Origin of the sequence: Clostridium sp. AF27-2AA, from assembly GCF_003478505.1 — a bacterium.
In the GTDB taxonomy this organism is placed as follows: Bacteria; Bacillota; Clostridia; order Lachnospirales; family Lachnospiraceae; genus Brotaphodocola.
In genome coordinates this window covers 13,850-27,307 of record NZ_QUFI01000011.1, presented here as the reverse complement: position 1 = coordinate 27,307, position 13,458 = coordinate 13,850, and the positions used below count along the sequence as shown (strand labels likewise).

The window sequence follows — 13,458 nt, the reverse complement described above, 5'->3', positions numbered from 1 at the left end:
GTATATTCATAATCAGCATTTCAGAAAGGAGGAAGCTTCATGGACACTGACCGCAGTACCATTCGTATTTCTGTGCGGAATCTCGTGGAGTTTGTCATGCGGGGCGGAGATATTGACAATCGCCGCACTTCCTCGGCAGAAAAAGATGCCATGCAGGCAGGAAGCCGCATGCACCGGAAAATCCAGAAGCGCCAGGGCGCGGATTATCATGCGGAAGTCTCCATGAAGCACAGAGTGGAGCAGGAGGATTACCAGATACTGGTGGAGGGCCGGGCAGACGGCATCATTGAGGCAGTCTCCGGGGTCACAATTGATGAGATCAAATGTGTATACATGGATATTCGCCAGCTGGAGGAGCCGCTCCCGGTTCATCTGGCCCAGGCCCTCTGCTATGGCTATATGTATTGCTGTGACCATGAAAACGTGAATACGATTACCATTCAGATTACCTACTGCAATCTGGAAACAGAGGAGATCCGCCGCCTGAAGCAGGATAAGACGAGGGAAGAACTGGAAACATGGTTTCAGGGGCTGATCCACGAGTATCTAAAATGGGCGGAGTATCTGTACCGCCATACCCTGCGCCGGGATGAATCCCTGCGGGAACTGGAATTTCCTTACAAGTACCGGGCCGGGCAGAAGGAACTTGCGGTGTCCGTATACCGGGCACTGGCAAGAAAACGCAATCTGTTTATTCAGGCACCGACCGGCATCGGAAAAACGCTCTCCGTGGTTTACCCGTCTTTAAAATCTATGGGAAATGGGAATGGGGAAAAATTGTTTTATTTAACGGCCAAGACCATCACCCGGAGTGTGGCGGAAAACTGCTTTTTCCTGCTTCGGGAGCGGGGGATGCTTTTTACCACGGTGACGATCACGGCAAAAGAAAAACTTTGCCCTCTGGAAAAGACGGAGTGTAACCCGGATGTGTGTCCTTATGCAAAGGGGCATTTTGACCGGGTAAATGATGCCGTATTTGATATTCTCCATGAACAGCAAGGCATCACCAGGAAAATTATTCTGGATTACGCGGAGAAATATCAGGTATGCCCCTTTGAATTTTGTCTGGATATCAGCAGCTGGGCAGATGGCATTATCTGTGATTACAACTATGTGTTTGATCCGAACGCCCGCCTGAAGCGTTATTTTGCGGATGGAAATCAGGGAGACTATCTGTTTTTGATCGATGAGGCCCACAATCTGGTGAGCCGGGCGAGGGAGATGTTCAGTGCCTGTCTGGTAAAAGAGGATATTCTGCTGGTGAAAAAAATCATCAAAGGCCGTTCGCGTAAGCTGGAGAGGGAACTGGAACGCTGCAACCGGAATCTGCTGGAATTAAAGCGGGAATCAGCAGAGTACCGGGTGCTGCCGGATGCGAATCTGCTGGCTTCCAATCTTCTCGGAGTCATGGGAGAATTCGACTCCTTTCTGGAAGAGGAAAAGGAATTTCCGGAGCGGGAGCTGGTGCTGCAGTTTTATTTTGATCTGCGGCATTTCCTGAATATGTATGACGGGCTGGATGATCATTACCGGATCTACACAGAACTTGGGGAGGATGGAAACTTTCGCCTGTATCTCTTCTGTATCGACCCGTCCCGCTGCTTAAATGCCTGTCTGGAAAAGGGCATTGCAGGTATTTTCTTTTCCGCGACCATGATTCCGGTCATGTATTATAAGAAGCTTCTCAGCGGAAATCCGGAGGACTTTGCGGTTTACGCGAATTCACCGTTTGACCGTGAAAAACGGCTGATTCTGGTGGCAAAGGATGTCAGCAGCCGTTATACCCGCAGAAATAAAGCAGAGTTTGGCAAGGTGGCAGATTATATCATGATGCTGGCGCAGAGCCATGTGGGAAATTATATGGTATTTTTTCCTTCCTACCGTTATATGGAGGTAGTGGAGCAGATTCTGGATGAGCGCTACGACGGAAGCTTTCGCTGGCAGATGCAGACAAAACGTATGACAGAGGAAGAACGGGAAGAGTTCCTTGCCTTGTTTGAGGAAAAACGGGAACAGTCCTTTGTGGGTCTTTGCGTGCTTGGGGGGATTTTCTCAGAAGGAATTGATCTAAAGGCAGAGCGTCTGGAGGGGACAATCATTGTGGGAACCGGACTTCCCATGGTATGCAGTGAGCAGGAAATCCTGATGCAGTATTTTGCGGACCAGGGGGAGAATGGCTATGATTATGCCTATCAGTATCCTGGGATGAACAAGGTACTGCAGGCAGCAGGCCGGGTGATCCGGACAGCTCAGGACCGAGGCGTGATCCTGCTTCTGGATGACCGGTTTCTGCGCCCGGAGATTCAGGATCTATTTCCGCGGGAATGGACCGAATATGGCCTGGTGACCCGTGAAACAGTGGGAGGGTGGCTGAAGCATTTCTGGGAGAGCAGATAGGAAGAACAGATGGACTCTGGACAGAATAGCAGAAGGCATATTCAGACAGGAAAAGCAAAGGCTCAACAAAAAAAGGAGAGGCATTATAGCATCTCCATAAACTGCTTGGCTGCCTGGGAAATTGGCAGGCTGTCATTGCTGGCAACCACGATCTGGCGGGTTGGAAGCTCTTCTTCAATTTGAACCTTAAAAAGACTGCGTTCATTATCCGGGATACAGTAATCCGGGACGAAAGCAACACCAAGGCCGATACGGGCCAGGTCAATTAAGAGGTCGTTGCTGGAAAGCTCAATTTCCGGAACCAGATCCAGCTGATGGCGCTGGAACATGCTGTGAAGAAATTCGCTGGTGGTGCTCTTTCGGTCCAGCATCAGGATCGGGAAGCGTTTTAAATCTTTCAGGCTGATGGTTTTGCCCCTCAGCTCTTTGTATTCGTCATTGGCCACGAACACATCCTTGAATTCCCGGATGATCCGTACATTCTGAGTGTTGGAAAGCCCGGAGTTCGGGTAGTTAGTGATGGCAAAATCCACCTGACCGGATTCCAGCAGCTTTGCGCAGGCAATGGAAGTCTGATTGGTGACTTTAATATGCACATTCGGGTAACGCCGGTGGAAATCCTTCAGATAAGAAACCAAATAATAACGGCAGATGGTATCGCTGGCACCGATGCGCAGCTGGCCGCCGTTTAAGGTGTTAGCCTCCAGAAGCTGGTTCTCGCCCTGGCGGATCAGGTTCATGGCTGGTTCGATATGTTTTAAGAGAATCTCGCCCTCAGGTGTCAGCTGTACCCGTTTGGTGCTGCGGATGAAAAGAGGCTGGTTTAACTTCTTTTCCAGTACCTTGATGGACTGGCTGACCGCAGACTGGGAAATAAACAGCTGCTTGGAGGCTTCCGAGAAGCTTAGGGTATTTGCGACATGATAAAACACTTTATATAGTTCGTAATTGATATCCAATATTAGTCCTCCTTATAAAACTACGGCTATTCTATCACGCTGCTGATGAGTTGTAAAGAGAAAGCCAAAACAATTTACAATTGACAAGGCTGGAAAAGTGTTGTAATATTCTCAGTAAATTACAGAACACGTCCATGATGGGTTCAGAATGCAAAAGACGGGCAAAGGCGCTGAAGAGGAATCTTGAGCGCCTTTGCCCGTCTTTTGTATAAAAGGAATGGAAAGGAGCGTATGCTGATGAGAGAACTGGTCGATCATATAGAAGGCATCAACGTGGTCCTGACTCCGGGACGATACAATGCGGCATTCTTTGAACATTCTTCCAGTATGGAGCGCGCCTATGACAATGCGGTGGTACTGCGGGATGAACTGAGCAGCAGAACCTTATCCTATATTCAGCTGGCGCTGGACTGCATGGAGAAGCATGCCGGAAGAGGAGCCTTTGCCTACGACCTTCAGCCGGTTCTGGATGACCTGTTTGCGTTCTGGGGCTGCCTGGACGACAATGTGGAGGATGAGGAATGCCGCAATATCATCAAGTGCGGCAAATACCTGGAACGCCTGGATCTGTATATGCGGCTGGATTATCCATACCGTATGATCGAAAAAGAATATAATAAATTCTTAAACCGCTTGCATAAAATCCGGATTCATTATAATCTATCAGAGATAGACACATTCAATGAGATCATGAATCTTGGAGATGGCTGGCGCGACCGGGATGATGACCGGAGAGGGAGCGAGCCATGCCTGGACAGAGGTGTGGGATGGTCAGTTTTGGCATGGACTGGATCCCACTCATAACTGCCTTGTGGATGAGCGGTATATCAAGCAGAGCCATGGCCGGGATTTTATGGATGCTGCCGTGGACCGGGGGTGCTTCCTTGGCACAGCCAGCCAGCAGCAGACAATTTTAATAAAGGTGGAAGAAAAGTGAAACACGATGCTACGATAAAAACAGTGACAGAAGTAGGACTTGCTGTCGATGAAAACTTACGGATCTTAAAACACGTGATTGAGCCGGAACACAAAACCGGACAGGAAAAGCGGATCTGTGTGGTAACCGGCACCCATGGAGACGAGCTGGAAGGCCAGTACGTCTGCTATGAGCTGAACCGCATTTTAAGAGAACAAAAAGAACATTTGAAGGGAATCGTTGAGATTTACCCTGCATTAAATCCCCTGGGCGTGGACTCCATATCCCGGGGTATTCCTATGTTTGACCTGGACATGAACCGGATTTTTCCGGGAAGCGAGGAGGGATCCGTAGCAGAGCATGTGGCTGCAAAAATCGTGGAGGACATTGCCGGAGCGGATCTTTGCGTTGACATTCATGCCAGCAACATTTTCCTGAGGGAGATTCCCCAGGCCCGCGTCAATGTCAACACAAAAGAGACCCTGCTGCCTTTCGCAACACGGCTGAATCTGGATTTTGTCTGGGTCCATGCAGCGGCAACGGTGCTGGAATCTACGCTGGCCCACAGCTTAAACTCCATCGGAGTTCCGACGGTTGTGGTGGAGATGGGTGTTGGCATGCGCATTACGGAGAGCTTCTGCCATCAGCTTACCGACGGAATTTTCTGTGTGATGAAGGATATGGGAATCTGGGACGGCGATGTGATCGAACCGAAAGAGCCGATCGTTTCCGATGACGGGGAGGTTGGATTTTTAAACGCAGAGCACCCGGGAATCTTTGTACCCTGTGTGGAGCACTGGAAAAATGTGGAAGAGGGGCAGATCATTGGGCGGATCTTAAATCCGCTGACCGGAGAAATTGCCCAGGAAGTGAAGACGCCGATTCACGGAATGCTGTTTACCCTGCGGGAATACCCGGTGGTATCCTGCGGTTCCCTGATTGCCCGTGTGCTGGGAGGTGACTACCATTGAGAAAAGAAAAAATATTCACACTGGAAAACTGCTACCGGGATGACATGGATGTATACGGCTTCCACTTCGGAAAGGGAGAAAAGGCAGCCTGCATTGTAGGTGCCATGCGGGGCAACGAGGTGCAGCAGCTTTATATCTGTTCCCAGCTGGTAAAGGCACTCAAAGAACTGGAAGAAAAGGGCGCGATTGTGCATGACAACGAGATCCTGGTGATCCCGTCCGTCAATCACAGCTCTATGAACATTGGAAAACGCTTTTGGGCAACGGATAATACCGATATCAACCGGATGTTCCCAGGATACCATGCCGGAGAGACCACCCAGCGGATCGCGGACGGCGTATTTCAGGCCATCCAGGGATATAATTACGGTATTCAGTTTACCAGCTTTTACCTGCCGGGGGATTTTGTGCCGCATGTCCGCATGATGGATACCGGTTATCAGAATGCAAGCCTGGCAAATCTCTTCGGTCTTCCCTATGTGGTAATCCGGCAGCCGCAGCCGATCGATACGGCTACATTGAATTATAACTGGCAGATCTGGAATACAAACGCGTTTTCTGTTTATACCAGTGCTACCGTGCAGATTGATGAGCGGGCAGCGCGTATGGCAGTGGCATCCGTGCTCCGTTTCCTGACCCGCATGGGAATTTTGCGCTATACGAGCCACAGCGGCTACATTGCCAGTGTCCTGCGGGAAGATGATCTGACCAATGTGAAAAACGATCTTCCGGGACTATACCGCAGGCATGTGGAACCGGGACAGGAAGTGCACCGGGGGGAGGTGCTGGCTTCCATCATTGACCCACTGGAGGGTGAGGTGATCAGCCAGATTTTATCACCGACGGACGGTATTGTCTTTTTTGCCTATCATGAGCCTACGGTGATGGAGGGCACGATTATTTTCAAGATTATCCGCCGCCTGCATGAGTAGGATGCGCCTCCATATCAGGTCAGTGCTCCTGACACCGGCTCAGAACATGCTCCCGGTTCAGGAAACTGTTTAACTCCGCTCCAATAAACAGGATACAAATGCAGATGTAGAGCCACAGCATCAGGAGGACAATGGCTGTCAGGCTCCCATACATGTAGGAAAAATTGCTGAAATGTGTAAAATAAATAGAAAAGGCATAGGAAAATACCAGCCATCCGACCGCGGTAAAGGCAGCTCCAGGAAGCTGCTGCCGCGGTTTTTGTTTTCTGGAGGGAACGATGGCGTAAAGTCCTATGAAGGTAAGCAAAAATACAGTCAGCGCAAACAGAAAACGCAGGCTGATGACAAAGCGGGCCGCAGGTGCCAGAATCGGGAGAAAACGAAATAGCAGGTGTTCGATGTTTTTGCCGAAGATCAGAAGCACCAGGGACATGACACATACCAGCATGAAAATCAGGGTATAGAAGGAACATAACAGCCGCTGCAAAATATAATTGCGGTGTTTGAAATCTCCATAAATCCGGTTTAAGCCCCGTTCAATGCCCAGCATCCCCTTGGCAGCAGACCAGAGAGCGGTCAGCGCAGTCGCGGACAGAATGGTTCCCGGTGATTTGATATAGAGATCATCAACAATGCTGACCACTAAAGAATGCAGCATCTTGGGCATGATCCGTACCATGACAGCAAGCAGGTCGGATTTACCTACATTTGGAAGAAACTGGATCAGGGTCAGAAGGAGCATGATAAATGGGAAAAAGGCGGTTACAATAAAGAAGGATGCCTGTGCCGCGTACACGGTGATCTCATCCTTTACGCACCGGTCCCAGATCTGTTTGCAGTGAAAGAAAAAAGAAATCATAAGGATTGGTTCCCTTTCTGTTATTTCCGGAATGTTTATTCTATATCATAGTAGCATGCGGTGGGAAATATGGCAAGGAGAGCCGTCCGGCTTCTTGTGGGTGCAGGAAAAATGTGGTATAATATTTTAATATGTTTTGCGCGTAATTACAAAACGAAAAAACCTATGACACCGGGAGGTTTACCATGAAGAGGTTGTTGCGTTACTTAAACGATTACAAAAAAGAGTCGGTGCTGGCTCCGCTCTTTAAAATGCTGGAAGCCAGCTTTGAATTGTTTGTGCCGCTGGTTGTGGCTCAGATCGTAGATGTGGGCATCAAAAACCAGGAAGCAGGATATATTCTGAAAATGGGAGGGATGCTTGTATTGCTGGGAGTGATCGGCCTGACCTGTTCCATCACGGCGCAGTATTTTGCGGCAAAGTCAGCGGTTGGTTTTGCTACCGGGCTGCGAAATGACTTGTTTGCCCATATTGGAAGCCTGTCTTACAGTGAACAGGATACCATCGGAACGTCTACGCTGATCACCCGCATGACCAGTGATATCAATCAGGTTCAGTCCGGCGTAAACTTAACGCTGCGCCTGCTCCTGCGTTCTCCATTTATCGTGTTTGGTGCCATGATCATGGCTTTTACCGTGAACGCAAGGGCAGCGATGGTTTTTGTGGTTGCTATTCCGGTGCTTTCCATCATCGTCTTTGGCATCATGGCCATCAGTATGCCTCTGTATAAAAAAGTACAGAAGCAGTTGGACCATGTGACTCAGGCAACCAGGGAAAATTTAACCGGTGCGCGTGTTATCCGTGCCTTCAACCGTCAGGAGGATGAGATCCGGAATTTCGATGAATCCAACAGCCTTCTGGTGAAGTTCCAGGTTTTTGTTGGCAAGATCTCTGCCCTGATGAACCCAATGACTTACGTGGTAGTGAACCTTTCTATCATCGCAGTGGTGTGGATCTCCGGAAAACAGGTAGATGCCGGCATCATCACCCAGGGGGAGACGGTAGCGCTTGTAAATTACATGTCCCAGATTCTGGTAGAGCTGATCAAGATGGCAAACCTGATCGTTTCTATTTCCAAAGCACTGGCCTGTGCCAACCGTATCAGTGCTGTGCTGGAGGAGAAGAGCAGCATTGTCAGCCCTGCTAAGGGTATGGAACAGGCTCCGGTAACTGATGCAGAGGGAGCAGACGTACCGGCGAAGGTACGGTTTGATCATGTAAACTTCCTTTACAAAGGGGCCAAGGCCGATTCCTTAACAGACATCAGCCTGACCGTAAAGAAGGGACAGACCATCGGTATCATTGGCGGTACCGGTTCTGGAAAATCATCCCTGGTGAACCTGATCCCGCGTTTCTATGACGTGCGGGAGGGCGCGGTTTTTGTAGATGGCGTGAATGTAAAGGATTACCGCCTGGAGACGCTGCGTGAGAAGATTGGCGTGGTTCCGCAGAAGGCAATCCTGTTTAAAGGAACCCTGCGTGAAAATATGAAATGGGGCAGGAAGGACGCTACCGATGAGGAAATCTACCGTGCCCTGGACATTGCCCAGGCCCGCGAGTTCGTGGACAGCAAGGAGAAAGGCCTGGATCTCTATATTGACCAGGCCGGAAAGAACTTATCCGGCGGTCAGAAACAGCGCCTGACCATTGCCCGTGCACTGGTGCGGGAACCAGAGATCCTGATCATGGATGACAGTGCCTCCGCGCTGGACTTCGCGACAGACGCAAAGCTGCGTATGGCCATTCAGAAGGGAACGAAGGACATGACCGTGTTTATCGTATCCCAGCGCGCGACCACAATCCGCCATGCGGATCAGATCGTAGTACTGGATGATGGTGCGGCTGTGGGCATTGGCACCCACGAAGAGTTATTTGAAAACTGCGAGGTATACCGTGAGATCTGCCTGTCCCAGCTTTCGAAAGAGGAGGTGCAGTAAGGTGGCAAAACTTGAAATCGGAAAACATAAATCAACCTTAAAACGGATTCTGGACTATATAGGCAGCTATAAGTGGATGGTTGTTCTGTCACTGGTTCTGGCGGCTGTAACCGTGGCCACTACCTTGTATGCACCGATCCTTGTGGGAGAGGGCGTGGACCTGATCCTGGGACCGGGAAATGTAGACTTTGCGGGACTGTTTTTAATCCTCAGAAAAATTGCGGTTATCATTGCCATCACGGCATCTGCCCAGTGGCTGATGAACCACATCAACAACCAGATCACCTACCGGGTAGTAAAAGATATCCGTACCAAAGCCTTTAATCATCTGGAGGTCCTTCCGCTGAGCTACATTGATTCCCATCAGTATGGCGATGTCATCAGCCGTATCATTGCGGATATTGATCAGTTTTCTGAGGGACTGTTAATGGGCTTCACCCAGCTCTTTACCGGTGTGCTGACCATTCTTGGTACACTGGGATTTATGCTGATGGTAAATCCGTTTATCACCCTGGTGGTGGTATGCGTGACCCCGCTTTCCCTGTTTGTGGCAAGCTTTATCGCAAAAAAGACCTATTCCATGTTCAGGCTGCAGTCCCAGACAAGAGGAGAACTGACTTCCCTGGTGGATGAGATGGTGGGAAATGAAAAAGTAGTACAGGCATTTGGCTACCAGGATGAGGCGCAGAAGCGTTTTGAGGAGATCAACGGACGTCTTCAGGGTTACAGCCTGCGCGCGATTTTCTTCTCCTCGATCACCAATCCGGCCACCCGTTTTGTGAACAGCACGGTATATGCCAGCGTTGGCGTTGCCGGCGCGTTTGCTGCCATCCGCGGTCTGCTTACTGTGGGACAGCTTTCTGCGTTCTTAAGCTACGCGAACCAGTATACCAAGCCGTTCAATGAGATTTCCGGTGTTGTGACCGAGCTGCAGAATGCCCTGGCCTGTGCAGCCCGTGTATTCGAGCTGATCGATGAGCCGCCGTTTACCCCGGAGGATGCCGACGCAGTCAATCTCCAGATTGTGGATGGCAGCGTAAAGCTGGAGCATGTGAACTTCTCCTACACTCCGGACACATCCCTGATCGAGGACTTAAATCTGGATGTAAAGCCGGGACAGCGTATTGCTATTGTCGGACCAACCGGCTGCGGCAAGACCACCATGATTAACTTGCTGATGCGTTTCTACGATGTGGTCAGCGGCTCCATCGAGGTATCCGGGGAGGATATCCGTCATGTGACGAGAAAGAGCCTGCGCACCAATTATGGTATGGTTCTGCAGGAAACCTGGTTAAAGGCCGGTACCATCCGGGAGAATATTGCCTATGGCAAACCGGACGCGACCGAGGAAGAGATTATTCAGGCAGCAAAAGAGGCACATGCGCACAGCTTTATTAAGCGTATGCCGCAGGGCTATGATACTGTCATTTCAGAAGATGGAGGCAATCTGTCCCAGGGACAGAAGCAGCTTCTGTGCATTGCCCGCGTCATGCTGTGCCTGCCGCCGATGCTGATTCTGGATGAGGCAACCTCCTCCATCGATACCCGCACTGAGATTCGCATTCAGAAGGCATTTGCTACCATGATGAAAGGGCGCACCAGCTTTATCGTGGCGCACCGTCTTTCTACGATCCGCGAGGCCGATGTGATTCTGGTTATGAAGGACGGCCATATCATTGAGCAGGGCACTCATGAGTCTCTGCTGGCCCAAAACGGATTTTATGCGAACCTGTACAACAGCCAGTTCGCAGGATGATAAGGAGTATACGAATATGAATTACGCAACCATTAAACCGGTGGACATTGCCAACGGACCGGGCGTGAGGGTGTCGCTGTTTGTGAGCGGCTGCAGGCACCACTGCAGGGGGTGTTTCAATGCCCAGGCCTGGGATTTTGAGTACGGAGAGCCCTTTACAGAGGCGGTCTGGCAGCAGATTTTCTCCTATCTGGATCACGACTATATGGAGGGAATTACCTTGCTTGGAGGGGAGCCTATGGAGCCGGAAAACCAGGCTGGACTTCTGCCGTTTTTAACGGAACAGAAAAAGCGTTTCCCGAAAAAGACCATCTGGTGCTTTTCCGGATATGATTTCGAGAAGGACATTCTGGGACGCATGATGCAGGAATCAGAAGTGACCAGAGAACTGGTGCCGCTTTTTGATGTTCTGGTGGACGGGAAATTTGTGGAAGACTTAAAGAACTTAAGCCTGAAATTCCGCGGCTCCGAAAACCAGCGGATTCTGGATGTGCCGCGCTCCCTTGCGGCCGGAAAAGCAGTCTGGATGGAGCAGTACCGGTAGACAATTTGAAAAATGAGCGGGATTCCAGAGACGGAATCCCGTATTTTGTGAGAAAACCAGACAGAGTGGTTTTGGGGAGTGTTCGATATGGAACGTAAGAGGAACGTATTGTGGAATTTGTTTGTTTCCACCTTGTACTTAAGCGCATTTACTTTCGGCGGCGGATATGTCATTGTTTCGCTTCTGAAGAAAAAATTTGTCGATGAATATCACTGGATTGAGGAAGAAGAAATGTTGGATCTGGTGGCAATCGCCCAGTCTTCACCGGGAGCCATTGCGGTCAACGGCGCGATTGTTGTGGGATATAAGCTAGCCGGCCTGGCCGGAACGGTTGTCGCGATTCTGGGGACGGTTATTCCGCCATTTCTGATCATTTCTATGATTTCAATTTTTTACAATCTGGTAAAAGATAACTTTATTGTAAGCCAGATGCTGCTGGGCATGCAGTCCGGTGTAGGAGCAGTCATTGCGTCCGTTACCTATGAGATGGGTGCCGGGATTGTTCGTGGAAAAAATAAGGCCTCGGTTCTGATTATGGCTTGCGCCTTTGTGGCTTCCTGTGTGTTTGGGGTAAATGTGATTTTTGTTGTGATTAGCTGCGGACTCATTGGTGTTGTTCGGACGCTGCTTGCCGGAAAGGGGGAGACCAGATGATCTATCTTCAGCTTTTCCTTAGTTTTCTACAGATTGGCATGTTCAGCTTTGGCGGCGGTTATGCGGCAATGCCGCTCATTCAGGGCCAGGTTGTAACCGGCCATAAGTGGCTGACTATGGCAGAATTTACCGATCTGATCACCATTTCCCAGATGACACCCGGCCCCATTGCAGTGAATTCTGCTACCTTTGTCGGGATAAAGATTGCCGGTGTTCCGGGTGCGTTTGTGGCAACGCTGGGATGTATTCTGCCATCCTGTATCATTGTTACCCTGATTTCAAAGCTGTATTTAAAATACCGGAATATGGCTGTGCTGCAGGGCGTGCTTGCCTCCCTGCGGCCTGCCGTAGTGGCGCTGATCGGTTCCGCCGGCATCGCGATTTTAATCAACGCTTTCTGGGGCAGCGGCGCACAGAGTGCCCTTTCTGCTACCAACTGGATCATGGTGGGAATCTTTGTGATCTGTCTGCTGCTTTTGCAGAAAGCGAAGATGAACCCGATTCTGGTCATGGTGCTGGCTGGCGTCATGAAAGTGCTGTCAGCCTTGGCAATTGGCGTGTAAAGTGTCATCTGTAGTTACAGCTTGTGTTCATTCTGTGACCAAAAGCAAAAGGTTCTATTGACGGGATGTAAGAATTTTGTCAGAATCTTCCAATTGCCGTTAGAATTGTAGAAATAGTGTCAGAATCGCTAAGAGAACGGTAAAGTCTTAAGCCTCCTCTTTGTGCTAGAATCATGTCATAAGAAAACAATGACAGAAATTCAGACAGCACGAAAGAGGGGGCTTAAATATTATGAGAGGAAGACGAATTGTAAAATGGATATTCGCATTTGCATGCACGGTCATTACAGGATGTGGTTTTGCCTTAGCCGGAGAGGGCTATGGATTATATAAGAACGCAGTCCAGGAGGAAAGCCTGGAAGAGACGGTGGCAGAGATCCGCAGACAGGAAAATTTCACTTCCCTGGAGGAAATGCCGGAAACTTATGTGCAGGCCGTGGTATCTGTGGAGGATCACCGGTTTTATGATCACTTTGGACTGGACCTGATCGCAATCGGCAGAGCAGTTGTGAATGATATCAAGGCCGGACGCTATGTGGAGGGTGGCAGCACCATCACCCAGCAGCTTGCAAAGAACCTGTATTTCTCTCAGGAGAAAACTATGAGTCGCAAAGCCGCGGAAGTTTTCCTGGCACTGGAGATCGAGCAGAAATACACGAAAGATGAGATTCTGGAGCTCTATGTAAACAGCATTTACTTTGGCGATGGCTACTACAGCGTGGGCGAAGCCAGCGAAGGATATTTCGGAAAACCGGCATCTGAGATGAACGATTATGAGTGCACGCTTCTGGCCGGTGTACCAAATGCGCCATCTAAATACGCACCGAGTAAGAACCTGGCGTTAGCTGAAAAACGCCAGCAGAAGGTAATCAGCCGCATGGAAGCCTGCGGATACATTACTGAAGAAGAGACAACGCTTATGGCAGCGCAGTTAGTGGCTTTGTACTAAAAATGGCCAGAAGAAAAGGGA

The 13,458-nt window shown here is 49.8% G+C and carries 12 protein-coding genes; 10 read left to right on the top strand and 2 right to left on the bottom strand.

Annotated elements, in window-relative coordinates; all coding sequences use genetic code 11:
* The first annotated feature begins 39 nt into the window (after nt 1-39).
* Nucleotides 40-2,397 carry an ATP-dependent DNA helicase gene (locus DWY84_RS07970; protein ID WP_118532139.1) on the top strand — a complete coding sequence of 786 codons (2,358 nt, stop codon included), beginning with the start codon at nt 40-42 and terminating at the stop codon, nt 2,395-2,397.
* An 83-nt stretch (nt 2,398-2,480) separates the two neighbouring features.
* On the opposite strand, the gene DWY84_RS07965 is transcribed toward DWY84_RS07970, so the two are convergent.
* Entirely contained in the window at nt 2,481-3,356 is an 876-nt protein-coding gene (locus tag DWY84_RS07965; RefSeq protein WP_118532137.1) for a LysR family transcriptional regulator, read from the bottom strand.
* A gap of 237 nt (nt 3,357-3,593) precedes the next feature.
* Between DWY84_RS07965 and DWY84_RS17385 the strand changes: the two genes are divergently transcribed.
* The 3 genes from DWY84_RS17385 (at nt 3,594) to DWY84_RS07950 (ending at nt 6,175) form a co-directional block, all read left to right on the top strand.
* Nucleotides 3,594-4,160 carry an alpha-E domain-containing protein gene (locus DWY84_RS17385; RefSeq protein ID WP_178716653.1) on the top strand — a complete coding sequence of 189 codons (567 nt, stop codon included), beginning with the start codon at nt 3,594-3,596 and terminating at the stop codon, nt 4,158-4,160.
* Between the two features lie 129 nt (nt 4,161-4,289).
* Nucleotides 4,290-5,243, top strand: coding sequence for a M14 family metallopeptidase (locus tag DWY84_RS07955; protein ID WP_243024793.1), 954 nt, complete (start codon nt 4,290-4,292; stop codon nt 5,241-5,243).
* A complete protein-coding gene (locus DWY84_RS07950) occupies nt 5,240-6,175 on the top strand; it encodes a M14 family metallopeptidase (protein ID WP_118532133.1) in 936 nt (311 codons plus the stop codon). Before DWY84_RS07955 ends, DWY84_RS07950 begins: the two co-directional genes overlap by 4 nt.
* 19 nt (nt 6,176-6,194) lie before the next feature.
* On the opposite strand, the gene DWY84_RS07945 is transcribed toward DWY84_RS07950, so the two are convergent.
* The gene (locus tag DWY84_RS07945; protein WP_118532131.1) at nt 6,195-7,034 is read right to left on the bottom strand and encodes a YihY/virulence factor BrkB family protein; all 840 of its coding nucleotides are present in this window, start codon (nt 7,032-7,034) and stop codon (nt 6,195-6,197) included.
* Nucleotides 7,035-7,219: 185 nt separating this feature from the next.
* Between DWY84_RS07945 and DWY84_RS07940 the strand changes: the two genes are divergently transcribed.
* From DWY84_RS07940 to DWY84_RS07915, 6 genes are all read left to right on the top strand, one after another.
* The gene (locus DWY84_RS07940) at nt 7,220-8,971 is read left to right on the top strand and encodes an ABC transporter ATP-binding protein (protein WP_118532129.1); all 1,752 of its coding nucleotides are present in this window, start codon (nt 7,220-7,222) and stop codon (nt 8,969-8,971) included.
* Between the two features lie 76 nt (nt 8,972-9,047).
* Nucleotides 9,048-10,727, top strand: coding sequence for an ABC transporter ATP-binding protein (locus tag DWY84_RS07935; RefSeq protein WP_243024796.1), 1,680 nt, complete (start codon nt 9,048-9,050; stop codon nt 10,725-10,727).
* A gap of 16 nt (nt 10,728-10,743) precedes the next feature.
* Nucleotides 10,744-11,271, top strand: coding sequence for an anaerobic ribonucleoside-triphosphate reductase activating protein (gene nrdG, locus DWY84_RS07930; protein WP_118532128.1), 528 nt, complete (start codon nt 10,744-10,746; stop codon nt 11,269-11,271).
* 87 nt (nt 11,272-11,358) lie between these two features.
* On the top strand, nt 11,359-11,925 hold the full coding sequence (locus DWY84_RS07925) for a chromate transporter (protein WP_118532126.1): 567 nt from the start codon (nt 11,359-11,361) through the stop codon (nt 11,923-11,925).
* On the top strand, nt 11,922-12,488 hold the full coding sequence (locus DWY84_RS07920) for a chromate transporter (RefSeq protein WP_118532124.1): 567 nt from the start codon (nt 11,922-11,924) through the stop codon (nt 12,486-12,488). The genes DWY84_RS07925 and DWY84_RS07920 overlap by 4 nt, the downstream gene beginning before the upstream one ends.
* A 232-nt stretch (nt 12,489-12,720) precedes the next feature.
* Nucleotides 12,721-13,437 (top strand): transglycosylase domain-containing protein, encoded by a 717-nt coding sequence (locus DWY84_RS07915; protein WP_118532122.1) that lies wholly within the window; start codon nt 12,721-12,723, stop codon nt 13,435-13,437.
* Nucleotides 13,438-13,458 lie beyond the last annotated feature (21 nt).

Coding starts and splice junctions, on each gene's coding strand:
- DWY84_RS07970 (WP_118532139.1), top strand. CDS start 40: ATGGACACTGACCGCAGTACCATTCGTATTTCTGTGCGGAATCTCGTG.
- DWY84_RS17385 (WP_178716653.1), top strand. CDS start 3,594: ATGAGAGAACTGGTCGATCATATAGAAGGCATCAACGTGGTCCTGACT.
- DWY84_RS07945 (WP_118532131.1), bottom strand. CDS start 7,034: ATGATTTCTTTTTTCTTTCACTGCAAACAGATCTGGGACCGGTGCGTA.
- DWY84_RS07940 (WP_118532129.1), top strand. CDS start 7,220: ATGAAGAGGTTGTTGCGTTACTTAAACGATTACAAAAAAGAGTCGGTG.
- DWY84_RS07935 (WP_243024796.1), top strand. CDS start 9,048: ATGGTTGTTCTGTCACTGGTTCTGGCGGCTGTAACCGTGGCCACTACC.
- nrdG (WP_118532128.1), top strand. CDS start 10,744: ATGAATTACGCAACCATTAAACCGGTGGACATTGCCAACGGACCGGGC.
- DWY84_RS07925 (WP_118532126.1), top strand. CDS start 11,359: ATGGAACGTAAGAGGAACGTATTGTGGAATTTGTTTGTTTCCACCTTG.
- DWY84_RS07920 (WP_118532124.1), top strand. CDS start 11,922: ATGATCTATCTTCAGCTTTTCCTTAGTTTTCTACAGATTGGCATGTTC.
- DWY84_RS07915 (WP_118532122.1), top strand. CDS start 12,721: ATGAGAGGAAGACGAATTGTAAAATGGATATTCGCATTTGCATGCACG.